General features: G+C 63.5%; 20 protein-coding genes. 12 read left to right on the top strand and 8 right to left on the bottom strand.

Annotation, left to right across the window (positions count from 1 at the left end; all coding sequences use genetic code 11):
- The first annotated feature begins 36 nt into the window (after positions 1-36).
- The 3 genes from ABEA58_RS08815 (at position 37) to ABEA58_RS08805 (ending at position 3,586) form a co-directional block, all read left to right on the top strand.
- Positions 37-1,272, top strand: coding sequence for a UbiH/UbiF/VisC/COQ6 family ubiquinone biosynthesis hydroxylase (locus tag ABEA58_RS08815; protein WP_345550702.1), 1,236 nt, complete (start codon positions 37-39; stop codon positions 1,270-1,272).
- Positions 1,273-1,418: 146 nt separating this feature from the next.
- Positions 1,419-2,432 (top strand): rhomboid family intramembrane serine protease, encoded by a 1,014-nt coding sequence (locus tag ABEA58_RS08810; protein WP_345550700.1) that lies wholly within the window; start codon positions 1,419-1,421, stop codon positions 2,430-2,432.
- Positions 2,429-3,586, top strand: a complete 1,158-nt coding sequence (locus ABEA58_RS08805) for a CNNM domain-containing protein (protein WP_345550699.1) — start codon at positions 2,429-2,431, stop codon at positions 3,584-3,586. Before ABEA58_RS08810 ends, ABEA58_RS08805 begins: the two co-directional genes overlap by 4 nt.
- 162 nt (positions 3,587-3,748) lie before the next feature.
- Here the strand turns inward: ABEA58_RS08805 and ABEA58_RS08800 are convergent, their stop codons facing one another.
- Positions 3,749-4,441 carry a 2OG-Fe(II) oxygenase gene (locus ABEA58_RS08800; protein WP_345550698.1) on the bottom strand — a complete coding sequence of 231 codons (693 nt, stop codon included), beginning with the start codon at positions 4,439-4,441 and terminating at the stop codon, positions 3,749-3,751.
- A 252-nt stretch (positions 4,442-4,693) separates the two neighbouring features.
- On the opposite strand from ABEA58_RS08800, the gene gcvT reads away from it, so the two are divergent.
- Both gcvT and gcvH read left to right on the top strand, forming a co-directional pair.
- A complete protein-coding gene (gene gcvT, locus ABEA58_RS08795; RefSeq protein WP_345550696.1) occupies positions 4,694-5,782 on the top strand; it encodes a glycine cleavage system aminomethyltransferase GcvT in 1,089 nt (362 codons plus the stop codon).
- Positions 5,783-5,869: 87 nt separating this feature from the next.
- Entirely contained in the window at positions 5,870-6,256 is a 387-nt protein-coding gene (gcvH, locus tag ABEA58_RS08790; RefSeq protein ID WP_345550694.1) for a glycine cleavage system protein GcvH, read from the top strand.
- Positions 6,257-6,373: 117 nt separating this feature from the next.
- Here the strand turns inward: gcvH and ptsP are convergent, their stop codons facing one another.
- Both ptsP and ABEA58_RS08780 read right to left on the bottom strand, forming a co-directional pair.
- Positions 6,374-8,632 carry a phosphoenolpyruvate--protein phosphotransferase gene (gene ptsP / locus ABEA58_RS08785; protein ID WP_345550693.1) on the bottom strand — a complete coding sequence of 753 codons (2,259 nt, stop codon included), beginning with the start codon at positions 8,630-8,632 and terminating at the stop codon, positions 6,374-6,376.
- Between the two features lie 45 nt (positions 8,633-8,677).
- Positions 8,678-9,181: an RNA pyrophosphohydrolase gene (locus ABEA58_RS08780; protein ID WP_345550771.1), complete on the bottom strand. Its 504-nt coding sequence runs from the start codon at positions 9,179-9,181 to the stop codon at positions 8,678-8,680.
- Between the two features lie 336 nt (positions 9,182-9,517).
- Between ABEA58_RS08780 and ABEA58_RS08775 the strand changes: the two genes are divergently transcribed.
- Together ABEA58_RS08775 and ABEA58_RS08770 are read left to right on the top strand one after the other, a co-directional pair.
- On the top strand, positions 9,518-10,183 hold the full coding sequence (locus ABEA58_RS08775) for a histidinol-phosphatase (protein WP_345550691.1): 666 nt from the start codon (positions 9,518-9,520) through the stop codon (positions 10,181-10,183).
- A 74-nt stretch (positions 10,184-10,257) separates the two neighbouring features.
- On the top strand, positions 10,258-11,436 hold the full coding sequence (locus tag ABEA58_RS08770; protein ID WP_345550689.1) for an imelysin family protein: 1,179 nt from the start codon (positions 10,258-10,260) through the stop codon (positions 11,434-11,436).
- A gap of 178 nt (positions 11,437-11,614) precedes the next feature.
- Here the strand turns inward: ABEA58_RS08770 and mepK are convergent, their stop codons facing one another.
- The 5 genes from mepK to ABEA58_RS08745 form a co-directional block, all read right to left on the bottom strand.
- The gene (gene mepK, locus ABEA58_RS08765; protein ID WP_486348260.1) at positions 11,615-12,160 is read right to left on the bottom strand and encodes a peptidoglycan L,D-endopeptidase MepK; all 546 of its coding nucleotides are present in this window, start codon (positions 12,158-12,160) and stop codon (positions 11,615-11,617) included.
- A 534-nt stretch (positions 12,161-12,694) separates the two neighbouring features.
- Positions 12,695-13,897 carry a L,D-transpeptidase family protein gene (locus ABEA58_RS08760; protein ID WP_345550685.1) on the bottom strand — a complete coding sequence of 401 codons (1,203 nt, stop codon included), beginning with the start codon at positions 13,895-13,897 and terminating at the stop codon, positions 12,695-12,697.
- 3 nt (positions 13,898-13,900) lie between these two features.
- Positions 13,901-15,058, bottom strand: coding sequence for a L,D-transpeptidase family protein (locus ABEA58_RS08755; RefSeq protein ID WP_345550684.1), 1,158 nt, complete (start codon positions 15,056-15,058; stop codon positions 13,901-13,903).
- A gap of 414 nt (positions 15,059-15,472) precedes the next feature.
- The gene (locus tag ABEA58_RS08750; protein WP_345550682.1) at positions 15,473-17,572 is read right to left on the bottom strand and encodes a L,D-transpeptidase family protein; all 2,100 of its coding nucleotides are present in this window, start codon (positions 17,570-17,572) and stop codon (positions 15,473-15,475) included.
- 349 nt (positions 17,573-17,921) lie between these two features.
- A complete protein-coding gene (locus ABEA58_RS08745; protein WP_345550680.1) occupies positions 17,922-18,815 on the bottom strand; it encodes an NRDE family protein in 894 nt (297 codons plus the stop codon).
- Positions 18,816-18,990: 175 nt separating this feature from the next.
- Between ABEA58_RS08745 and lgt the strand changes: the two genes are divergently transcribed.
- From lgt to ABEA58_RS08720, 5 genes are all read left to right on the top strand, one after another.
- Positions 18,991-19,812 (top strand): prolipoprotein diacylglyceryl transferase, encoded by an 822-nt coding sequence (gene lgt, locus ABEA58_RS08740; protein ID WP_345550678.1) that lies wholly within the window; start codon positions 18,991-18,993, stop codon positions 19,810-19,812.
- Between the two features lie 6 nt (positions 19,813-19,818).
- On the top strand, positions 19,819-20,652 hold the full coding sequence (locus tag ABEA58_RS08735) for a thymidylate synthase (RefSeq protein WP_345550677.1): 834 nt from the start codon (positions 19,819-19,821) through the stop codon (positions 20,650-20,652).
- Complete coding sequence (locus ABEA58_RS08730; RefSeq protein ID WP_345550675.1) at positions 20,653-21,165, top strand: dihydrofolate reductase; 513 nt, start codon at positions 20,653-20,655, stop codon at positions 21,163-21,165.
- Between the two features lie 273 nt (positions 21,166-21,438).
- Positions 21,439-22,221: a DUF3450 domain-containing protein gene (locus ABEA58_RS08725; RefSeq protein WP_345550673.1), complete on the top strand. Its 783-nt coding sequence runs from the start codon at positions 21,439-21,441 to the stop codon at positions 22,219-22,221.
- Positions 22,218-23,600, top strand: coding sequence for a MotA/TolQ/ExbB proton channel family protein (locus tag ABEA58_RS08720; protein WP_345550671.1), 1,383 nt, complete (start codon positions 22,218-22,220; stop codon positions 23,598-23,600). The genes ABEA58_RS08725 and ABEA58_RS08720 overlap by 4 nt, the downstream gene beginning before the upstream one ends.
- Positions 23,601-23,604: the final 4 nt, after the last annotated feature.

Genomic DNA, 23,604 nt, shown 5'->3' with positions numbered 1-23,604 from the left:
GGTAAACGCAGGCTAAAAGTCACGAGCAGGCAGAATATGAAGCGAAACCGTGTGGATATTGCCGTAGTTGGCGCGGGCATTGTGGGCATGGCGCAGGCGACCCTGCTGGCGGTGCGCCACCCGCAGCTGCGTATTGCCGTGCTGGAGGCCGCCACAGAACAGCCGGCCGCCCCGGAGGATCACTACGACCCCCGCGTGGTCGCGCTGACCCGTGCCTCTCAGCAACTGCTGGAGGAGGTGGGCGCCTGGGATCATATCGTTGCCGCCCGCGCCTGCCCCTACACCGACATGCGCGTCTGGGACGCAGAGGGGACCGGCTCCGTCAGCTTCAGCTGCCGCGATGTGCATCAGCCCAACCTCGGTCATATCGTCGAGAATACGGTGGTCAGCGCGGCCCTGCGAGCCCAGCTCGATACGCTGCCGAATGTGAGCCTGATCGCAGGCTTCCGCCTCGACACCTGGTGGCGCGATTGCGGCCACTGGCATCTGCAGTCGCGGCCGGCGCAAGAATCCGTGGCGGAGGACCTGAATCAGCAGGGCGAGATCGTCGAGACCCGCCTTCTTATCGGCGCCGATGGAGCCCGTTCGCGGGTCCGGGACCTGCTGCGAATCCGCTGCAAAGACACCGACTACGACCAGGTGGCACTGGTCTGCGTGGCCCGCAGTGCCGAGAGCCATCGGCACACCGCATGGCAGTGTTTTCTGCGCAGCGGCCCGCTGGCTTTTCTGCCATTGTCCGGCCTCGGTGATGAGCACCACTGTGCGGTGGTCTGGTCGGCGGACCGGGAGCTGGCGCGCGAGTTGCTGATGCTCGACGACACGGCCTTTGCGCTGAATCTGGAAAAGGCGTTCGAGGGCCGCCTGGGTGCGATCGAATCCGTCGGCGAGCGGTTTTCCTTCCCCCTGCGCGGACGGCACGCCGAGGCCTACTTCGGCCCCGGCGCGGTGCTGGTGGGGGACGCCGCCCACACCATCCACCCGCTGGCGGGACAGGGTGTGAACCTGGGGCTGCAGGATGTGCGTATTCTCGGCGAAGAGATACAGCGCGCGCTGAAGCGGGGGCTGGAGCCCTTCGACGAATCGGTACTCGCCCGCTACCAGCGCCGCCGCCGGGGTGACAACGAGGCGACCCTGAGGGCAATGAGCGCCTTTAAATCCCTGTTCGGCGCCGGCGAGCTGCACTGGCGCTGGCTGCGCAACACGGGCCTGAGTATGGTGGATGCCAGTCCGCTGCTGAAAAAAAGGATTATCCTGCGCGCGATGGCGGCCTAGCCCGGCTTTCCGGCGGAGTGTCATCCCGCTGGCGAGCGGGATCTGGGGCTGGCTCGGCTGAGGCTACAAGCTGTAAGTTAGTGGTTGCCAGCGACCGCGCTACTGCATTAAAACTGACGACAAATTCTCAAGGCCCGGACTGACTTTTGAGCGACTGGACCGCTGTCTACCAATTTCCCATCGACAAAGACCTCCGTGAGCTGGCGCAATTTATTGCGCGCAGTCGCCTGCCCCTGCGCATCAGCGAGGAGAATAACCAGCAGGTGCTGTGGGGGCCCGACCCCCGCTTCAAAGAGATGCTGCTACCGCTGCTGGAACACTGGAACGCCGGGCAGATAGCGCTCGCCGATGTCCGTATCGAGCCCGTTACCGCTGATGCCGCTGGCGCAGGCGCCGACCCCGGCGAGGGCGACCAGCCGCAGCACAGCGCTGCCGAAGCCGGGCCTGAGGCCGGGTCCGCTCCCGGCACCGGTGATGTGGGCCGCGCAGATGCGGTCGGCGCCGCGCCGCTGCCCAGTTGGCCGCTTGTTGCCACGCCCCTGTCTCTGCTGTTAATCGGCCTGTGCTTCGCCGGCTGGCTGTTGCTGCGGGAGAACCTGGCGCAGGGGCTGGTGATCTTCCCCGACCGCCGCCAGCTGTTCGACTGGGCCGGCTCCACACTGGCATGGCACTGGAGCAGCGGCGAATACTGGCGCCTGTGGTCCCCGGTGGTAGTGCACTTCTCCCTGCCCCATGCGCTGTTCAACGCCCTCGGGGTATGGATACTGGGGCGCTCTCTGGAGGCGCGCGCCGGCACCCTGCCGCTGGCGGTACTGGTGCTGGTGAGTGCGGCGGTGTCGAACCTGGCCCAGTATTTCTGGTCACCGGAGACGGTGTTCGGCGGCATGTCCGGTGTCGTCTACGCGCTGGTGGGCGCGGTGCTGGTGCTGCAGCGCCTGGCGCCGGACTGGAACGACGTGCCGCGGGGAGTTGTCACAGTGGCGGTGGCCTGGCTTCTGATCTGTGCCAGCGGGCTCTTCACCCTGGTATTTGGTGTCGGAGTCGCCAACGCGGCCCATCTCGGCGGCTTCGTCTGTGGTGTGCTGCTCACGCTGGTCTACGCCCTGCTTGGCGGCACGCAAAATTTCTCCTCGGTAAAAACTAAGACTGACCCTTCATGACCTTGCTGATTGTTTATGTACTGCTTGCGCTGGGCTTTTCCTTTCTGTGCTCTATTGCCGAGTCCGTCATCCTCAGTGTGACCAAGCCCTATATCAGCCTGATGGAGCGCGAGGGGCATCGCGCCGGGCCGCTGCTGCGCCATCTGAAAGAAGACATCAACGCGCCGCTGGCGGCGATCCTGACCCTCAATACGGTGGCCCACACCGTGGGCGCTGCGGGTGCCGGTGCCCAGGCGGCGACGGTTTTTGGCAACCAGTATCTGGGGGTGATCTCCGCTGTTCTCACGCTGTTAATCCTGATTTTTTCCGAGATTATTCCCAAGACCCTGGGCGCGGTGTACTGGCGTCAGCTGGCCCCGGTAACCGCCTACGTGGTGCGGTTTATGGTGTGGGTGCTGTTCCCGTTCGTGAAAATGTCGGAGTGGATGACCCGGGGGTTATCCCATGGTCCTACCCTGACCGGCTTCAGCCGCGAGGAGTTTGCCGTGATGGCCGAACTCGGCGAGGCGGAAGGGCAGCTGGAAGCGCGCGAGTCGAATATTCTGCGCAATCTCTTTTTTACCTTGCGCGACCACTCGGTGCGCGAGGTGATGACGCCGCGCACGGTGGTGTATTCCATGTCCCAGGACGACACCGTGGGCGAGGCCTACGAGGATGTGGAGCGCAGCCGCTTTTCCCGTATTCCGGTCTATGAGCGCAACGACCCGGATTGTGTGGTCGGGTTTGTGTTGAAGCAGGAGTTGCTGCTGGCGTATGCCAAGGGCGATCGGGCCGCGAAGCTGTCGCAGTTCCGCCGCGATATGCTGATGCTGCCGGAGACCGCCACCATCTACCAGTCATTCCAGAAGATGCTGTCGCGGCGGGTGCAGATCAGCGCGGTAGTGGATGAATACGGCAGCCTCGAGGGGCTCGTCACGCTGGAAGACATACTGGAAACACTACTGGGCGAGGAGATCGTCGACGAGGCAGACCGGACGCCCGACCGCCAGTTGCTGGCGCGCCGACTCTGGCGCTGGCGCTCCAAGCGCTACGGCCTGAAGGTGGACGAGGGGGTGCAGGACCAGGGTGGAAAAGACGAGCGAGCGAAAAACGCTGGCGCCGGGCCCGAGGGTGATGCCGATACGGACGAGGGTGAGGACGGACGTTCCCGTTAAACCCGTGAGGCCGGCCAGCCGGTGGTCGGTCTCTTCATTTCGTTGTCCCTGCCCACCGCCCGGTACCCCCGAATAGCTCCTTTAACCGGTTCGTCAGTCTCACAGCCGGCCCAGCAGGGGTCGAAGCCCGGCACTGGAAGCCCGGCACTGATAGGGAAAGCCTCAGGATGCCGGGTCCACTGTGCCCCCTAGGCTGCTGTTGACCCGGAACCAGCCGGTGACACTGTAGCGCGGGCGCTGTACCGGCAGCACTTCGTGGGGAAATTCCTCGCTCAGGAAGATGACCATCTGGCCGAAGCGCGGCTCGACGGTCAGCAGCGGTGTATGGGTCTCTTTCTCGCCGTGGACCACCGAGGGGTAAATGGCCAGCTCACCGCCGTCGCGGGCTTGCCAGTTGGGTGTCAGGTAGAGCACCGTACTCAGTACCCGGTTGGTGTCGCCCTGAAAGGCATCCAGGTGCTTTTTGTAAAAGGCACCGCGATCGTAATAGGCGTAGTGGCACTCGTAATCGAACAGCCCCAGTATCAGGTGGCGGTTCAGTCCCAGCCGCAACTCCTCCATCCAGTTCAGATACGCGGAGACATATTGGTTGTCCCGGTCCAGCCAGAAGATCCGGTCACTCCTGATGCTGCGATTCAGCTGATGCTCGTCCTCGCGGCCGATACCCGCGCGCTTGAAACTGCGATCGTCGATGGAGCGGAAATGCCGCAGCAGGCCAGCCAGGAGTGCCGGCGGCAGCGGCGCGCGCAGCACGCATACGCCGTCAGCGCGCAGTGCATTGGCGATGCTCTCCAGTACCGGCTCATCCAGCCGGGGGCGGACTGGTGGCGGGGCCAGGTTCGGGGTTGTCTTCAAGGGTGGGCTCCGCAGGCATGCGCGAGCGACTTCCGGTCGCGCAGGCGTCGCCTTATATACCGGATAACTGCGCCGGCAAAGTTTTTTTTCAGCCGCGCCGATCCATGCCCACAGTTTTGTCGGCGATAGCGGTGCGCCACAGGCTTTCATCCCGATGCCTGCTAGGCTTGCAGAAGATTGCCGTCTGGTAAGGCCGGTTGCGCGGCCGTTAGAATACGCGGCTTTATTTGTTACTGGATTCGGGAACAACAGATGGGAAACAGAACGCCTCTGTATGACACGCATGTCGCCATGGGTGGCAAAATGGTTGATTTTGGCGGCTGGGATATGCCCCTGCACTATGGCTCCCAGCTGGAGGAGCACAACAAGGTGCGCACTGCGGCGGGCATGTTCGATGTCTCCCATATGACCGTGGTGGATCTCGATGGTGACGGCGCCCGGGACTACCTGCGCTACCTGCTGGCCAACGACGTGGCCAAGCTGGACGGCAAACCGGGCAAAGCCCTCTACACCGGCATGCTGAACGAGCATGGCGGGGTTATCGATGACCTGATCGTCTACCTGCGCGATCCCGGCTACCGGGTGGTGGTGAACTGTGCCACCCGTGACAAGGACCTGGCGTGGATGCAGCAGCAGGCCAAGAATTTTGCCGTGACCCTGACCGAGCGCCCAGAGCTCGCCATGGTGGCCGTGCAGGGGCCCGAGGCGCTGGCCAAAGCCAAGGAGGTGCTGGGCATCGACTGGGTGGCGGTTATCGACAGCCTCAAGGTGTTTGAAAGTGTCGCCCGTGGCGAATGGTTCGTGGCCCGCACCGGCTATACCGGCGAAGATGGCCTCGAGATCATGTTGCCGGCCGAGGACGCCCCGGGTTTCTGGCGCGCCCTGGCGGATGCCGGCGTTGCCCCCTGCGGCCTGGGTGCACGGGATACTTTGCGTCTCGAGGCGGGCATGAACCTGTACGGCCACGAGATGGACGACGACACTTCCCCTCTGGCCGCGAACATGGGCTGGACCATTGCCTGGCAGCCAGAGGAGCGGGATTTTATCGGCCGCAAGCCGCTGGAGCAGGAGAGGGCCGCTGGGCCGAAGGAAAAACTCGTGGGGCTGGTGCTGGAGGAGCGCGGCGTGCTGCGCGCGGACCAGCCGGTAGTGGTGGACGGCACAGAGGAGCGCGGTATCATCACCAGCGGCACCTTCTCGCCGACCCTGGGTTATTCCATTGCCCTGGCGCGGGTGCCGGTGACGGTGGGCGATAGCGCCCAGGTGGAAATTCGCAAAAAACTGGTGCCGGTAAAGGTGGTGAAACCCAGCTTTGTGCGCAACGGTAAATCCGTAATCTGATACCGCAACGATGCGACCGGAGCGCAGGCTCGTGTGCCCCGGTCGCCAATGACTGAATTCAAGAGAGCTTAATCGAGGGAACACAGAATGAGCGAGACTCGCAGCGAACTGAAATATCTGTCCAGCCATGAGTGGGCGCGGCTGGAAGAGGACGGCACCGTCACCGTCGGAATCAGTGATCACGCCCAGGATGCGCTGGGCGACGTTGTGTATGTGGAACTGCCGGAAGTGGGCGCCACCCTGGCGGCCGGTGACGAGGCCGGCGTGGTGGAATCCGTGAAGGCGGCCAGCGATATCTATTCGCCCGTTTCCGGCGAAGTGATCGCGATCAACGAGGATCTCGAGGAAGCGCCGGAAACCGTGAACGGCTCTCCCTACGACGACGGCTGGTTCTTCCGCGTGAAGCCCAGCGATGTCAGCGAGCTGGACAATATGCTCGACGCCGATGCCTACCGCGAGGAAGCGGAGGGCTGATCCTGCCTGAGCCGCTAATGCGAGCGGATAAAAAAGCCGCCCGGGTTCTGCCCGGGCGGCTTTTTTTATGCCGTTTTGAGCATTGGCGCGGGTCTGCGCAGCGGTGGTGGCCGCAGGCTACATCGGCTGCAGCAGTGATTTGAGGCCCACTCGCTTCAGGTAGCGGTGCAATGTGTCTTCAATTTGCTCCGGGCAGTGCAGGTCGAGACTCTGCTCCAGCAGCTTGTCCATATCGGATTTGCTGACGGCGCGCAGGGCCGCTTTCACTCGCGGCAGGTTGGTGGCGTTCATGGACAGCACGTCGTAGCCCATGGCCACCAGCAACAGGGCGCCGCCGGGGTCGCCGGCCAGCTCTCCGCAGATGCCCACCTTGGTGTTGGCCTGGTGGCTGGCCTCCACCACGTGTTGCAATGCACGCAGCACCGCCGGGTGCAGGGCGTGGTAGATATTGGCCACGCGGCTGTTGTTGCGGTCCACCGCCAGCAGGTACTGGGTCAGGTCGTTGCTGCCCACGGACATGAAATCGACCTGTTCCGCCAGCTCGCGGGCCTGGTACACGGCGGAGGGGACTTCAATCATGATGCCCAGGGGCGGCATATTGATCTGGTAGCCCTCGTCCACCAGTTCGCAGTAGGCCCGCTCCACCAGCTTGCGCGCGGCTGCCAGCTCGCCCAGCCCGCTGATCATCGGTAGCATGATGCGCAGGTTGTCGAGGCCGAGGCTGGCTTTCATCATGGCCCGCACCTGGCCGAGAAAGATCTCCGGGTGATCCAGGGTTACGCGAATGCCACGCCAGCCGAGAAACGGGTTGGTTTCCTCGATGGGAAAGTAGGCCAGCGCCTTGTCGCCGCCGATATCCAGGGTGCGCATGGTGACCGGGCGCGGCGCAAAGGCTTCGAGCTGCTCGCGGTAAATCTCCCGCTGCTCCTCCTCCGAGGGGAAGCGGTCGCGCAGCAGGAATGGCACCTCGGTGCGGTACAGGCCGACGCCCTCCGCGCCGCGCTCCAGTGAGCGCACCACATCGGCCATCAGCCCGGTATTCACCCACAGGCGCACCCGGTGGCCGTCAGCCGTTTCGCCGGGCAGGTTCGCCAGATGATCCAGGTGGCGGGCGATTTCCCGCTCCTCCTCGACGATGGCGTCATAACGCCGGCGCAGCTCCGCGGTGGGGTGCACATACAGCTCACCGTGATAGCCATCCACCACCAGTTCGGCGCCGTCGATCCTCTCGAACGGCAGCTCCTCGGCGCCCATGACCGCGGGCAGGCCCATGGCGCGGGCGATGATGGACACGTGGCTGTTGGCGGAGCCCTTAATGGAGACCACGCCAATGAGTTTGCCCCGCGGCACTTCCGCCAGCGCCGCGGCGGTCAGTTCCTCGCCAATCAGGATGGCGTTATCCGGGTAATCCCGTTCGCTGTGCTGGTGCTCGCGCAGGTGCATCAGCACGCGCGCGCCCAGGTCGCGCACATCCGCGGCGCGATCGCGAAAGTAGGAGTCGGACATGGCCTCGAAGCGGCGCACATGCTCGAGCATCACTTCCGCCCAGGCGCGGCTGGCGCTGAGCTGCTGGCCGCGGATACGCTCGCACACCTCCGCCGCCAGTGAGCTGTCGTCGAGCATGCTGATATAGGCATCGAACAGGGCCCGCTCTTCCCGGTTCAGCTCGTCTTTCAGTTTTTCGCCCACCGCGCGAATTTCTTCCTGCGCGGCGACCAGGGCCTGGCTGAAGAGCGCCAGCTCCGCCTCCACATCGATACAGCAGCTGTAGGGCACGGTGGACAGGCTCGCGGGCGGGGCGACGATATGGGCGCGACCGATGGCCACGCCGGGCGAGGCGGCGATGCCCTCGAACTTGGCTTCGCGGCGCTGCTGGCCGATGGTGGCGAGGGCGCCGGTGGCTTCCGCGTGGGCGATCACACCGGCCAGCTGGGCCGACAGCGTGACCAGAAAGGCCTCTTCCCCTTCGTCGAAGCGGCGCTGTTCGGCCTGCTGTACCACCAATACGCCGAGCACGTTGCGGTGGTGGATGATGGGGGTGCCGAGGAAGGCGCTGAACTGCTCCTCTCCGGTGGCGGGGAAATACTGGAAAGCGGGGTGCGCCTCGGCGCGCTCCAGATTGATCGGCTCCTCGCGGGTGACCACATTGCCCACCAGGCCCTCGCCCGGCTCCAGGCTGACCTGACCGACGGAGTCGGGGTTGAGGCCTTCGGTGGCCATCAGTACATAGGAGCCGGATTGCTTGTCGCGCAGGTAGACGGAGCAGACGCGGGTGTGCATGACGTCGCGCACGCGGTGCACAATGATATCGAGAACCGCGGGCAGGTCACGGGCCGCGTTGACTTCCTGAACGATGCTGCGCAGTGATCCGAGCAAAGGCTTTTCCTCGCCGAGGTGCGGAGTAAACAAAGCGCTGCGGGATTAATCCTGTTCCCGTTCCCAGCGCTTCTCCAGTTGTATTTGTTGTGGCGCCAGCTCGGTGAGCGCGCGGCGGTACACTTCCCTCTTGAAGGTCACCACCTTGGTCAGCGGGTGCCAGTAGCTCACCCAGCGCCAGTGGTCGAATTCGGGCTTGCAGCCGTTGTTGAAGCTGATGGCGCTCTCTGCCGCCTCCAGTTTGAGCAGAAACCACTTCTGTTTCTGGCCGATGCACAGGGGTTCCGAGCGGCGGCGCACCAGGCGTTGCGGCAGCCGGTAGCGGAGCCAGCCGCGGGTGCAGGCGATCAGGCTGACCTGGTCGCGGGTCAGGCCTATCTCCTCGTACAGCTCCCGATAGAGCGCCTGCTCCGGGCTCTCGTCGGGGTTGATGCCGCCCTGGGGAAACTGCCAGGCGTCCTTGCCGCCCACCCGCCGCGCCCACAGCGCCTGGCCGCGGTCGTTCAGCACGATGATGCCGACATTGGGGCGGAAACCCTCGGCATCGATGTTGCTGCTGTTGTCGGCGCCGCGTGTGCTCTTTTTGCGGCCGCCGTTGGCGGGGGCCTCGTTGCGGCTCGACTGCCTGGCGGACCTGCGGCGGTTTTTGCGACCGGTGGATGCCGGCTTTCCGTCGCCCAAAATACTGTCCTCGAAGTTTATGCCGCGCAGCCTGTCGCTGCGCGTAGTTGTCAGGCATTGTTCCACAGCGAGGGTATTACGGCAATTGGCCGCGGAGGTCGTGCGAGGGCGCTGTGAAGGGTAAAATGCCCGCCGTGGCAGGGAGCTGTGCCGGCGGCCAAAGCCACGCTGGGCATCTAAATTGGAATTTTGGGGAGAAGGGCCGTGCAACTGGCAATTTTTGATCTGGATAACACCCTGATCGGCGGTGACAGCGATCACGCCTGGGGCCAGTTTCTGGTCGAGCGCGAGCATGTGGACAGCGAGCGCTTTCGCGCCGCCAACGACCGTTTTTACCGCGACTACCAGCGCGGCGAGTTGGATATTTTCGCCTATCTGGAATTCGCCCTGGAACCTCTGGCGCAGATGACACGGGGGCAGCTGAACAGCCTCCACCGTGAATTCATGCAGGAGGTGGTGAACGAAATCTGGCTGCCGCAGGCGGAGGAGTTAATCCGTCGGCATCGCCGCCAGGGGCATCATATTATGATCATCACCGCCACCAATCGTTTTGTGGTGGAGCCGATCGCCCAGCGCCTCGGTGTGGACAGCCTGCTGGCCACCGAACCCGAGGAGCACGAAGGACGCTATACCGGCAAGGTCGTGGGTGAGCCCTGCTATCAGGGCGGCAAGGTCGTCCGCCTGCACCAGTGGCTGACCCACAACCCCGGGTTTGCCGGCGATGAAAAATGGTTTTATAGCGACTCCATCAATGACCTGCCGCTGCTGCAGGAGGTGGACCACCCGGTGGCGGTGGACCCCTGCCCGCGCCTGCGGGAGGAAGCGGAAAAGCGCGGCTGGCCGATTATCAGTCTGCGCGACGCAAAGTGAACAGGGCGGCGTCATGCTGGGCGCCGGAAAATAGACAGGACTTGGCTGAAGTGGGGAACCCGGTGGGGAAACTTGTGACACGAGCGATACTTGGAAGCGCCCGCGGCGCGCTGTTGTTGGCCGCCCTCGCAGGTCTCGTCGCCTGCGACAGCGAGCGGGCGGAGGAGTCGCTGCCTGACGAGGTGCAGGGGCCAGCGATCGAGACTGTGGATACGCAGGCAGCGGAAACCCTCTCGCGCGCCATCTGGGATGCCGGTCTGGCGCAGGTCGCCAATACCCAGGCCGCCGTCGAGGTGCTGAACCACACTGTGGAAGCGCTGCTGGAGAAGCCCTCGGCGGAGCAGCTGCAAGCGGCCAAACTGGCCTGGCTGGATGCGCACCGGGAGTTCGCCGCTGCGCTGCCTTATATCCGTCTGGCTTTCGCCCCCGGCCCCCTGCGGGAGCAGGGCCGGGCGCTGCAGCTGGTGGTCGACAGCTGGCCCGCGCAGCCGGGCTATCTGGATACGGTGCCCGGCTATTCCGACAGCGGCATTGTCAACGATACGGCGGTGGAGCTGACGCTGACCAACCTCCGCCGCCAGCACCGGCTCACGGCGCACGAGGAGGCGAGCACCGGCTTTCACGCCCTGGAAGTCATGCTCTGGGGGCCCACCAGTGAGCGCGCCGCCACCGATTTCACCGCCGAGAGCACCGGCGAGAAACCGGAGGCCCTGGCCGCCAACCGTCGCCGGGCCCTCACCCGCTTAATGGTCGAGGCTTTGTCCGAGGACGTCCACCGGCTGGCGAAACGAATGCCCTATGGCGCCAATGATCTCTCGCGCCCGTTCCTGGCGCTGGACCCCGTTGCGCGGTTGCAGCAGATTCGCGCCACCCATACCCAGATGGTCGATGAGGAGTTGCTGCGCCGCTTGCCGGAGAGTTCCGAGAGCGACGTGGAAAGCAGCCGCGCGGCGGACTCCAAGCAGGCGCTGCTGAGCATGCTGCGGACACTGCAGGGCAACTGGTTTCCGGCCAGTGGCGCGGGAATGGCCGCACTGCTGCTGGATCGTTACCAGCAGGAAGCCCTGGCGGAACATTTCGTGGCGCTGGAGGCGTTGCTGCTCGGGATGGAGGACCCCATCGAGCTGGCCAAGCTGGAAAATCTGGCCCGGGCGCGCCAGCTGCTGGAAGCCGTGGCGGGACTGATGAGCGGCACGGTGGAGGTTCCGGCCGCGGCCGAGGATTTGACACCGGTCTCCCTGCAAGGACAGTAGGCGGCGCTTAGCCTGCCCTGAAACCGCTGTCCTGCAACGAAAAAACCCCGGCGTTTGCCGGGGTTTTTGTTTGTTGGGGGACTTGGACGCTGGTTTTCTGGATTTGCCGGCGCCCACTCTGTGTTGGCCTGTCCTGCTCTATCCTGCTCTGTGCTTGCCGCGCGGGACCGGCCGGCGGTTACCAGCGGCGCACCGGGCCTGTGTCCACATGCACGAAGTTGCTCTTCGGGTAGTAACCGACGCCACCCGCTTTCAGCTCCAGCGCTGCCTGGCGCAGTCTGGACAGTGGGATGCCCGGCATGCGGATGTCCAGTGCCATGCCGCGGGTGTGGTAGCTGCGGCGCGCGACACCGCGACCGGCGGCGCGCAGTTTGGCGTTGGTCTTCTCCGAGCGGTAACCGGAGATAATCTCCACTTCACCGTTAAAGTTCAGCTTCTCTTTCAGCTTGTAGACGATGTCGAACAGCTTCGGGTCCATCCGCGTCACTTCGTTGGCGCGGTGGTCGCGCAGCAGCCGGTTGAATTGCTTCAAGCCAGCGCTGTCATAACCGCCATTGGACCAGTAAGTTGCGTTCAAGCGCTCGCCAGTGTGCAGGTTGCGCATCTTCAGTGTGCGACCGCTGCCTACTTTAGCCAAAGTCGGGCCGGCGGCGACGGTTGCTGCTGCTGCACCAGTCACAGCCAGGAATCGACGTCTGGAAGGATTTTTCACGCCCTGTTTCATACCTATCTCCGCCTCTCGTATTCTCGTGGCAAGTCCGCAGTGGCATTGCTGCCTTCGGGCTCGGCAGCCAATGTACAAAAAGCGATCATCGGTTACAAATCGTACAGCTCTCATGAGGAATTAATTTAAACAGGGGCTTGGAATTTTTTTCTCTCAGGCTAAGGGTTCCAGCCGTCTTTGGTGTGCTTTGATGGCGAGAAGCCCAATTTTCCGCGACACCGTTGTCATTTAGCCTTTCTGTGCTGAAACTCCATTTTTTTCTGACTCTATAGTTTTCAATGGGGCTGAGTGCGCACTAGTGCCGAGCCGCGGGCAGACCCGGGGCGGCAGAGCAGCGGCAGAGGGCCTGGAAAGGAATAGGAGCGGGGCTAGAGAGGGCTTGGGGAGGGCTTGGGCAGAGCTGCCGATACCGCTGCTACCAAGGCTGATGCTGAGGCCAAAACCCGTGCTGACGCGAATGCGATTCAGTATCTGCTGCTGTCGCTGGAGAGGTCCGGGGAACGGCTGGTGAGCCTGCGGAGCGAGAGACGGAGTCTAGTCTGCGGGGCTGCTTCCGGAGGCTCCGGAGGAGCTGGGTGGGTCCTGCTGGTAGATGTCGCGGCGGAAGTGAGGCCGCCCTTCGCCGTCGATCCAGGCGGTCAGGTAGGCGATAAACAGCCGCGGCGGTTTCTCGATGCGGATATTGAGGGTCTCGTTGCCGGTAGTGGCCTCGGCCACCCGCGTGCGGTCCCATCCCTGCGGGCGCAGCAGGGCGTAGGCCAGCTCCTCCGGTTCCTTGAGGCGGATGCAGCCGTGGCTGAACGCCCGATCGTTATGTTTGAACAGGCTCTGGGCCTGGGTGTCGTGCAGGTAGATGGCCTGCTTGTTGGGCAGGACAAACTTGACCCGCCCGAGGGTGTTGCCGCGCCCGGGGATCTGGCGCAGGGTCGCCTGCCCCTGGGCGGCGCTGGAAATGCTCTCCGGGGAAATCGGGCGGGTTTCACTGCTGCCGTAATTCACCACGCGGTATCCCCGCTGGTGCATGGCTTGCGGATTGTTGCGCGCCTTGGGCAGCAGGTCGGTCAGGAGAATGCTGCGCGGCACCGTCCAGGTGGGGTTGAAGACCACATTGGTGACACGGCTGCGCAGGGTTGGGGTGCGGGTACTGGTTTTCCCCACCACCGTTTTCATGCGCAGGGTCACTCGTCCATGTTCCACCATCTGCAGCTCGAAGGCGGGCACATTCACCAGCAGGTAGCGCTGGCCCGCCTGGCTGGCCAGCTTTTGCCAGCGCGGGGCATTGGCTTCCAGTTGCAGGGCCCGGTCCGCCGGGGGAACAGACAGCTGTGCCAGTGTTGCGGTATCGGCGACACCGGTGACCTCGAGACCGTGGCGCTTCTGGTAGGCCGAGAGCGCCCGGCTCATGGCGCTGTCGAAGCGCTGCGGGTCCGGCTGGCTGTCGGCGGGCAGGGGGGCGCGCGTGCCGGAATAGTCGCCGTACAGTCGCAGGATCTCGCGAATTTGCGCCACGCGGGGATCGCGATCCCCCGGTGACAGCGGCTGCCCGGCTGCCGGTGCCTGCCAGCGCTCCGCCAGACTGCGGTAGCGCTCGGCTGCGGCCACCAGCGCGGGCGCCGCGGTGCGCGGATCTATGGCTGGCTGTTGCGTCGCGGGCGAGGCCCGGCCGCTGTTCAGAATGCCGAGCGAGAGGACAATTACTGCCGCCAGTATTTGCCATTGGCCTGTTGTGCGCTGCATGACTCACCCCGGCTGTTGCTGTTCCGGTGCCTGACGCGCTTCGCCGGCGCGCTCGTTGGTTTGGCCGTCGCGCTGGTAGATATCGGGGCGGAACTGCAGCTGGCCGTCCTCATCCACCCAGGCAGTCCAGTAGGCGATATACACCGGCAGCGGCTGTTTGAGGGTGACCGCGCGGGTGCGTGCGCTGTTGAGATACTGCTCGGCGCGCTGCGGCTGCCAGCCGTTCTGTTCCAGCAGCATCATGCGCGCGAACTCCAGCGGTTTTTCCAGGCGGATGCAGCCGTGGCTGAAGGCCCGCTCGGGGCGCTGGAACAGGTGTTTGCTGTTGGTGTCGTGGAGGAAGATGGCGTCCCGGTTGGGAATTTCGAACTTGACCCGGCCCAGCGCATTCTTCGGCCCGCCTTTCTGGTGCAGGCTCACCTTGCCGCGGCGGATGCCGGCGATATTGCCCGAGGTAAAGGGCACCGAACGGCCACTGTGGCTTACCAGGCGAAAGCCGCGCGCCCGCAGCGCGGCGCTGCCCTTGGGCAGCAGTTCGCGCAGGGCGATGCTGGGCGGTACCCGCCAGACGGGGTTGAAGATTACCCGGGTCATGCGGGTGGCGATCTGCGGGGTGGCGTGTTTCGGTTTTCCCACCACCACGCGCATCCGGTACTGCTCGCGGCCGTCCTCCATCAGCTTCAGGCTGAAATCGGGAATATTCACCAGGATATAGCGGGGCCCCAGTTCCCGCGGCAGCTGCCGCAGGCGCTCCAGGTTGGCCGCCAGGGTGCGGACCCGCTCGGCGGGGGGCACATTCAGCTGGGCGCGCGTGCGCTCGTCCACCAGGGCGTCTTGTCGCAGGCCGTGGCGGCGCTGGAAGCGGCGCACTGCCGCCTGCAGCTCTGTATCGTACTCGTCGGCGCTGCGCGGGCTTCCGTCACCCAGGGCACCACGTCCGGAGACAGACTCAGTGAAGGGGAGGTCGCCGTACTGCATCATCAGGCTGCGCAGTTGCAGGACTCTTGGGTCGCGCACGCCGGGCGCCAGCGCCTGCCCTGCGGGCAGGGGCTGCCAGTGATCGCCCTCGGCCAGGGACTGGTAACGGGCCAGCTCCTCGCTCATCAAAATATGCTGGCGGCCATAGGGGGTGAATGGATCGGGGCTGGCGTATTCCGCCACGGCAGCGGGCTCTGCGGCCGGCGCTGCGGTCGCAGTCGGCAGTTCCCCGCCCAGGCAGAGGGCCAGGGCCAGCGCCGCGGCACAGCAGCTCTGGGAGCGGAGGGGGGAATGATGGCGGAGAGACTGACTAGAACAATGATGGTGAGAGCGACCAGTACCCATAATCTACCCCTGTGAATCGCAAAGCGTCCGCTCGACGGACTGCCGTGCCCACAGTGGTAATTTGTAACCGGGTTGGTCCCAAGTCTTTTGCGCGATTGCCCCGGCAGTGGGGGTGCGGGTGTGGGGAATAACCGCGAGTGACGGCGGTGGTTTACACCTGCGGCTAATCGCTGTTGTGCATAGCTGCGGTGGGTCGGTGGGGGGAAAGCCCTGCCGGGTCGCCAGACCCGCCCCGGCAGGGTGTCTTGAGGCTCAGAACTGGTTGGCGGACAGGCCGTCCTTGCCGTAGATATCCGGGCGGAAGTTGAGGCGGCCCTCGCCGTCGACCCAGGCGGTCCAGTAGGTCAGGTAGACCTTCACGTTCTCCCGGAGCCGCACATCGGTGGTCTCATCGCCGGCGATCAGCTGATCAATGCGCCACTGGTCCCAGTCGCCCTCGGGATTGAGCAGGGCTTCAGCCAGGTGGCGCGGCTTTTCCAGGCGGATACAGCCGTGGCTGTAACCCCGCTGGGTAAGGGAAAAGAGGCTGCGCGCGCGGGTGTCGTGCAGATAAATATCCTCGGTGTTGGGAATCTCGAATTTCACCCGTCCCAGAATATTCTCCTCTCCGCCGAGCTGGCGCATCAGATAGGACCCCTGACCGGCAGCCGACAGGTTTTGGGCGGTGAGCGGCAGGTGGTCACCACTGCCATTCACCACCCGGTAGCCCATGCGCTGCATGCCGCCGGGATTGGCCCGCGCCTTGGGCAGGATCTCCTTGACCAGAATGCTGCGCGGCACCGTCCAGGTGGGGTTGAACACGACCCGGCTGACGCGGGTGGTGATCTCCGGAGTGGCGTGCTTGGGTTTGCCCACCACCACGTTCATGGCCAGGCGCACGCGGTCGTTCTCCACATACTTGAGACGGTAGGCGGGGATGTTGACCTGAATAAAACGCTCGCCAAGTTGTGCGGGAAGCTGTTCGCGGCGGCGGATGTTGGTTTCGATGATGCGAATGCGCGCGGTGGGCGAGAGGTTGAGACGCTTGCGGGTCTCGCGGCCGACAATGCCGTCGGCTTTCAGGCCGTGGCGCTCCTGAAAGCGCAGCACCGCCTCGTGCAGGCCGTGATCGAAGCGATCGCGCTCGCCGCTCCTGTTACTGCCGCCCGCGTAACCATGATAGCCGCGGTAATCCCCATACAGGGTGAGCAGGTCCCGCAGCAGGGCCACATGGGGGTGTTTGGCACCTAGGGTCATGGCCGGTCCCGGGGGCATGGGCCGCCAGCGGCCACTGTCGGCAATCTGGCGATAGCGGTCCAGCTCGTAGCGCAGCGCAGAGGCATCGCCGCCAAACGGATCATTGCTCGGGTAATAGGGCCCCTCGCTGTTTTCCGACACTCGCCCCGCGGGAGGTGCCCCCTCGGAGCTGGATAAAGAGCCGGATAAACTGCGCGGATAACCATTGCGGGGATAGCCATTGCGGGGATAGCCATTGCGGGGATAGCTATTGCGCGGCGGCAGGCCACCGCTGGCAAAGCGTGACTGGCCGCTGCGGCTGCTGTAGTCGCGGCGATAGCCGGGCCGCGGTACGACGCGATAGGCGGCTCGGTCACTGGATCGCGCCTCGGAATAGCGACGGGAGCGGTCGCTGGTGTAGACGTGGCTGGTATATCCGCCGTCGCTGCCCCGGTTATCACGGCTCTGGCCACGATTCTCGCCGCTGTTGCTGTCATTGCCGTCGCGGGTGTCGCGGGTATAGCCATGAAAGTATTGCCGGCCACCGGGGTTGGGGGAAGTCTGCCGTCCCAGCCCCAGGCTGGTGAGGCGGAAGCCATCCCGCAGGTTGCTGACGGGTGTGATGTCCCGTCTGGGGCGGCTGCGCGGCTTGAGGTTTTCGAGTTGCGTGTCCTGGGCATAGGACACAAACGCATCGGTTAGCAGCACATCCAGCACCGCGGCCATCTGCAGGCGCTGCGGGGAGTCGCGCAGGGTGCGGTCGAAATAGCCGAGGTGATAGCGGTAGCCCACCATGCTGCTGTGGTTGCCGGAACTGACCGCCGTCAGCTGTTTGATCAGGTCGTTGGCGGTGTCGCTCAGGCTGTAGTTGTCGAACCAGAGCAGCCGGTAATCGGTGCGCGCGTAGATGCGCTTGACCGCCGACGGATTGAAAATCGGGTCCTGGGCGGGCCAGGAGCGCGGGTTGTCCACCAGCCAGCGGATCAGGTGCTGCTTGACCGCGCTTTCCGGCAGTACGGGAACCGTTTTCTGGTTAGCGCTGAAAGCGTAATAGAGGGCAAAAACGCACAGGCTGCCGAGTATCAGAAGCGGAAACGGCGATTTGCGTGTGCGGCGCTCTGGGTTGAAATACGACATGGTACCTCAGCGATGCTGCAGGGCCCGGTCTGCGAATGCGTGATAGGTAGCCGGGCGCCAGATCGTTTATACCTTCCCAACCTGCGGCGAGGCGGTCCTGTTTTCATCGATGCTTATCGACGGCTCACCATTGTCATGCTTCCCGCGCGACTTTCCTTTATTAGGGCGGTTCTGGCGGCACGAAACTCAACCAAACCCGACCTGTGAAATTAAGTATGGCAACAAATGCAAAATTTGCTTGGCGCCGCAAACATTTCACTCTAGGGCAATATTCGCGCGGCAACGGCTGTGCTCGGTAGCCCTGACTGGCCTTGCAGGCCGAGCGCTACTGGGCAGCTTGCTGGCAGGTTTACTGGCCGGGAAGTGAGAAGTGGCGGATGGGACCCGCCGGTCGGCCATCCTGATAGGTCTGTTCCCACAGCCGGGTGGTGCCGTCACGGTGCACGGCGATGACGGTGCTGGCGCGGGTACCGTAAGCGCCGGGGTTGTCGCCGCTGGTGCTGTAGGGAGTCTCGCTGGATGCGCTGTGGGAGGCGCTGCCGGAAGTGCCGCGGGCAAATTCCGCGCTTTCAATGCGCACGAAAATCGGTGACAGGGCCTTTTCCAGTGCCGGGCCGACACCGGTAAAGGGCAGCGTGTCCCGCGGGGCCGGCTTGTCGTCCCGGAGCAGCGCCATGGACTGTTCGACAAAGTGGTCGTAGCTGAAGTCGGGGCCGCGGCCATTGATCAGCGCCGCCAGCGCGGCGCGCCCGCGCTCAACCTTGGGCCAGGGTGCGTCCGGAGCGCCGTTGGAGATGCCGTGTATACCGGGGGCAAAGCGAAAGGGCTGGTGCCGGTTGCCGGCGCAGACCAGTTCATCGCGGGCACCGAGCTGAAACAGCAGAGCATTGAAGCCGCGGTAGCGGTCGCGTTCAAGGCGTTCGGCGTAGTCGAGAGGGCTCGGGCCACTCTGCGGGGATGTCTGTGGGCTGCGCTGTAGAAAGCGCCGCGGGATGTCGCCGCGCGAAAGGGCCTGCGGCGGACTTGGGACATCCGCTTCGCGGATGTTGGTGACCGCCGCCACCCGCCCGGGGGCGATGCCCGCCCAGGTGCCGCCGCCCTGGAGATCGCGACCGGCCACCATGCTGCCATCGTCCCAGGGCGCGGCGCTCGCGGTGGGGCGACCGTAGAACTCATCCCGGTTGGCCAGCATCAGCAGCGGGTAGTCGGGGTGGCAGTGGTAGGCGAACAGTAACAGGCACATACGCAAACAGGCTTATCACTCCAAAGGGTGAATGATAGCCAGCCGCACGGCGGACTGTGAGCATTACTCGGCTGCGGGCTTCTGGTAAGATTTCCGACTGATTTTACTCGCCAGCATCCACGCGCCAGTATCCACGCGTCAATAACCGAACCGCGTCAATAACAGTGAACCGCCGATGATACCCTATCCGCAGATCGATCCCGTTGCCGTTGCCATCGGCCCGCTCAAGGTGCACTGGTACGGCCTGATGTACCTGGGTGGATTTATCGCCGCCTGGTGGCTGGCGCTGCGGCGCAGTCGCAAGTCCTGGTCGCCGGTGATCAAGTCCGAGGTGGAGGACCTGATTCTCTACGGTGCCATCGGGGTCGTGGTCGGCGGCCGTCTCGGTTATATGTTCTTTTATAACTTCCCCCAGCTGGTGGCCGAGCCGCTGTCACTGTTCAAGGTCTGGGAGGGGGGCATGAGCTTCCACGGCGGTCTTGTGGGAGTGATGCTGGCAACCGCCATCTACGCCCGTAAAATCGGCACCACATTCCCCGCGCTGATCGACTTTGTCGCGCCGCTGGTACCGATCGGACTTGGTCTCGGCCGCCTCGGCAACTTCATCGGCCAGGAGCTGTGGGGGCGCCAGACGGATCTTCCCTGGGGCATGGTGTTCCCGCGGGACCCGGAGCAGCTGGCGCGTCACCCATCGCAGCTGTATCAGGCCTTCCTCGAGGGTCTGGTGCTGTTCGCCGTTTTGTGGTGGTTTTCCAGCAAGCCGCGTCCGCGGCTCGCCGTGGGCGGACTTTTCGTATTGCTGTACGGTCTGTTCCGTTTCATCGTTGAGTTTGTGCGCCAGCCTGACGGCCATATCGGCTTTGACCTCTTCGGCTGGATGACCCGCGGCCAGTTGTTGAGCCTGCCCATGATCGCCGCCGGTATCGCCCTGCTGGTGTGGAGTTACCGAACGCAGCCGCTGCCGAAAGGGCGCACCGCGGCCAAGAGTGGAACCTGAAAATAGATGAAGCAGTATCTCGATCTTATGCGCCATGTGCGCGACCACGGCACCCGCAAGAGCGACCGCACCGGCACCGGCACCGTCAGCGTGTTCGGCTACCAGATGCGCTTCGACCTCGGCGAGGGCTTTCCGCTGGTGACCACCAAGAAGCTGCACCTGCGCTCGATTATTCACGAGCTGCTGTGGTTCCTGCAGGGGGATACCAATATCGGCTACCTGCAGGAGCACGGCGTGCGCATCTGGGATGGCTGGGCTACCGACAGCGGTGATCTCGGCCCCGTGTACGGGCACCAGTGGCGCTCATGGCCGACCGCGGATGGTCGCCAGATCGACCAGATTGCCGATCTGGTGGAGCAGTTGAAGACGCGGCCGGACTCCCGCCGCCTGATCGTCAGCGCCTGGAACCCGGCCGACCTGCCGGACGAAGGGGTTTCCCCGTCGGATAACGCCGCCGCCGGGCGCATGGCGCTGGCGCCCTGCCATGCGCTGTTCCAGTTCTATGTGGCGGACGGCAAGCTGTCCTGCCAGCTGTACCAGCGCAGCGCCGATATTTTCCTCGGCGTGCCGTTCAATATCGCTTCCTACAGCCTCTTGACCCTGATGCTGGCGCAGGTCTGCGGACTCAAGCCGGGGGACTTCATTCACACCTTTGGCGACGCCCACCTGTACCTGAACCATCTGCAGCAGGTTGAGGAGCAGCTGTCGCGGGAGCCGCTGCCGCTGCCGCAGATGCATCTGAACCCGGACGTCGACGACCTGTTCGCCTTCCGCTTTGAGGATTTCGAGCTGCGCGGTTACGAGGCGCATCCCCATATTCCCGCGCCGGTGGCTATATAGATGAAGGAAGTCCCTATCGCGATGATCGCCGCCATGGCGCGCAACCGCGCCATCGGCCGCGACAACACCCTGCCCTGGCGTATTTCCGCCGACCTGCAGTTTTTCAAGCGCGTGACCATGGGCAAGCCACTGCTGATGGGGCGCAAGACCTTCGAGTCCATCGGCCGGCCCCTGCCCGGCCGCGTCAATATCGTCATTACCCGCAATGCCGCCTGGCGGGCGGACGGCGTGACTGTGGTGTCCAGCTTGCAAGAGGGGCTGTCAGCGGCCCGTCAGGCGGCGGTCGAAAGCGGCTCCGCCGAGGTGATGGTGATCGGCGGCGCGGAGATCTATCGGCAGGCATTGCCACTGGCGCAGCGGCTGTACGTGACCGAAGTGGATGCCGAAGTGGCGGGGGATGCTTTCTTTCCCGTATTCGCGGATGGCTGGTCGGAAACCCGCCGGGACTGTTACCCGTCATCGGATAGGGATGAATACAACTACTGTTTTGTTCAGTACGACAGGTCAAAATAACAACATCTTGATCAACCTTTAGCCTTTCTGTTAATTTCCGCGATGGCCATCGCCTTGTATGCCGCCGTAAATGTGTGCGTCACGCCCGGATTTGTTACCCGGGTGTTACCTCTCTACACATGCCGGGCGAGACTCTCAATCGGCATTTGAATAATCAATTCGGCTGTTTACAATGTGCGGCTCTTAGCTGTCTTCAAACCAAAATCACACCGCGTTGTGGCAGCTAAATCATCGCGACCATGTTGTGAAATATTGAACCCACTGGGGGGTCTAATGAAAACCAAGCGATTCATGGCTGTGGCGCTGACCACTGCGCTGTCTGCCGGCGCACTCTATGGCAGCGTAGCCACTGCGGATACACTCGATAACGTCCTGGCCGTAGGTCAGCAGAAAACTGCTGCCGCTCAGGCGTCACAAAAGCGCATCGACAAGATTGCCGAAGAAACCACTGGCCTGCTGCAGGACTTCAAAGTGGTCAACAAGGAAATCGACGGTCTGCGCGTCTACAACGCCCAGCTGGAAAAGCAGCTGGCCAACCAGCTCGCGGTGATCAAGGACCTGAATGAGTCCATTGAAAACGTCACCGTCATTGAGCGCCAGATTCAGCCGCTGATTCTGCGTATGCTCGACGGCCTCGAGCAGTTCATCAAGCTGGACGCCCCGTTCAAGCTGGAAGAGCGCATGGCCAACCTGCAGGGCGTGAAGAACAATATGGACCGCTCTGATATCACCGTTGCGGAGAAATTCCGTCAGGTACTGGAGCTGTACAACTTCGAAGCCGAATACGCCCGTAAGATCGACAGCTACAGCGGTACCCTCCCCGTAGGCGGTCAGGATCGTGAAGTGAATATTCTTCAGATCGGCCGTATCGCTCTGGTTGCCCAGACCACTGACTCCAAGGTCTCCCTGGCCTATGACAAAGATCAGAAAGCCTGGGTAGAAATCGACTCTGGCGAGTACCGCCGCGCCATCCAGAATGGCCTGAAAATCGCCCGCAAGCAGGCCACCCAAGACATTATGACCATGCCGATCCAGGCTCCGGAGGCTGCGCAATGAAAACCACTTTCGCCAAACGCCTAGTATCCATGACGGCCGCAGTTCTGGCGGCTGGTCTGATCAACAGCACAGCTGTGGCCCAGGATGAAGCCAAGTCTCTGGATCAGCTGCTGCAGATGGTTCGTCAATCCAAGATCGCCGAATCTGCCGAGCACAGAAAGCGCGAAGCGGAGTTCCGTCGTCAGAAGGCCAACCAGCAGTCCCTGCTGAATCAGGCCAAACAGACCCGCACCTCAGAAGAGCAGCGTTCCGCCCGCCTGGAAGCCAAATACCAGCAGCAGGAAATCGAGGTTCAGCAGAAGCGCGAGCAGCTGGACGAGCGCATGGGCTCTCTGAAAGAGCTGTTCGGTCACATGACCTCCACCGCTGGCGACCTGCGCGCCAACATGGAAACCTCCATCGTTTCCGCCCAGTACCCGGGTCGCACCGAGTTCCTCGATCAACTGATCCAGAAGATGAACTCCCAGACCAAGCTGCCGACCATCGCCGAAATCGAGCGTCTGTGGTACGAAATGCAGCGCGAAATCATCGAATCCGGCAACGTGGTCAAGTTCAACGGCACTGTGATCAAGCCCGGCGGTGAGCAGGTCGAGCAGGAAGTTGTCCGCGTGGGTAACTTCAACCTGGTTTCCGATGGCAAGTACCTGGAAATGACCGAAGCCAACAAGATGGCCGAGCTCATCCGTCAGCCCAGCGGCAAGTACCTGTCCATGGCTGAGAACCTGCAGAACGCCACCAGCGGTTTCACCGCATTCGGTGTGGACCCCACTGGTCCTACCGGCGGCTCGCTGCTGAAGGCGCTGATCAACAGCCCGGGAATCGTTGAGCGCTGGCACCAGGGTGGCATCGTTGGTTACATCATCTCCGCTGTTGGTGTGATCGCCATGCTGCTGGCTGTCTGGCGCCTGCTGGTGCTGTCTGGTGTGAACAGCCGCGTGAACGCGCAGCTGCGCTCCGACACCCCGAACACCGACAACCCGCTGGGCCGTGTCCTGGCCGTTGCCGAAGAGAACAAGGGCGTGGACGGTGAAACCCTCGAGCTGAAGATGGAAGAGGCGGTTCTGAAAGAGCGCCCGGCAATTGAATCCGGCCTCAACCTGCTGAAGATCATCGCCATGGTTGCCCCGCTGCTGGGTCTGCTGGGTACCGTTACCGGTATGATCATCACCTTCCAGGCCATCACCATCTTCGGTGCCGGCGATCCCAAGGCGATGGCCGGTGGTATCTCGTCCGCTCTGGTAACCACCGTGCTGGGTCTGGTAGTGGCTATCCCGACCGTACTGATGCACACCATCGTTAACGGTCGCGCCAAGCGTATCCTGCACATCCTGGAAGAGCAGAGTGCCGGTATCGTGGCGGAAAACGCCGAGCGTAAATAAGAGG

It is taken from the genome of Microbulbifer aestuariivivens, from assembly GCF_039545115.1.
Taxonomy (GTDB): Bacteria; Pseudomonadota; Gammaproteobacteria; order Pseudomonadales; family Cellvibrionaceae; genus Microbulbifer; species Microbulbifer aestuariivivens.
The sequence above is the reverse complement of the archived record's forward strand: the minus strand, read 5'-3'. Positions and strand labels throughout refer to the sequence as shown.

Bases quoted from the DNA above. Each gene is read 5' to 3' on its own strand.
- ABEA58_RS08725 (WP_345550673.1), top strand. From the start codon at position 21,439: ATGAAAACCAAGCGATTCATGGCTGTGGCGCTGACCACTGCGCTGTCT.
- lgt (WP_345550678.1), top strand. From the start codon at position 18,991: ATGATACCCTATCCGCAGATCGATCCCGTTGCCGTTGCCATCGGCCCG.
- ABEA58_RS08730 (WP_345550675.1), top strand. From the start codon at position 20,653: ATGAAGGAAGTCCCTATCGCGATGATCGCCGCCATGGCGCGCAACCGC.
- ABEA58_RS08815 (WP_345550702.1), top strand. From the start codon at position 37: ATGAAGCGAAACCGTGTGGATATTGCCGTAGTTGGCGCGGGCATTGTG.
- gcvT (WP_345550696.1), top strand. From the start codon at position 4,694: ATGGGAAACAGAACGCCTCTGTATGACACGCATGTCGCCATGGGTGGC.
- ABEA58_RS08720 (WP_345550671.1), top strand. From the start codon at position 22,218: ATGAAAACCACTTTCGCCAAACGCCTAGTATCCATGACGGCCGCAGTT.
- ABEA58_RS08735 (WP_345550677.1), top strand. From the start codon at position 19,819: ATGAAGCAGTATCTCGATCTTATGCGCCATGTGCGCGACCACGGCACC.
- ABEA58_RS08745 (WP_345550680.1), bottom strand. From the start codon at position 18,815: ATGTGCCTGTTACTGTTCGCCTACCACTGCCACCCCGACTACCCGCTG.
- ABEA58_RS08760 (WP_345550685.1), bottom strand. From the start codon at position 13,897: ATGCAGCGCACAACAGGCCAATGGCAAATACTGGCGGCAGTAATTGTC.
- mepK (WP_486348260.1), bottom strand. From the start codon at position 12,160: ATGAAACAGGGCGTGAAAAATCCTTCCAGACGTCGATTCCTGGCTGTG.
- ABEA58_RS08805 (WP_345550699.1), top strand. From the start codon at position 2,429: ATGACCTTGCTGATTGTTTATGTACTGCTTGCGCTGGGCTTTTCCTTT.
- gcvH (WP_345550694.1), top strand. From the start codon at position 5,870: ATGAGCGAGACTCGCAGCGAACTGAAATATCTGTCCAGCCATGAGTGG.
- ABEA58_RS08750 (WP_345550682.1), bottom strand. From the start codon at position 17,572: ATGTCGTATTTCAACCCAGAGCGCCGCACACGCAAATCGCCGTTTCCG.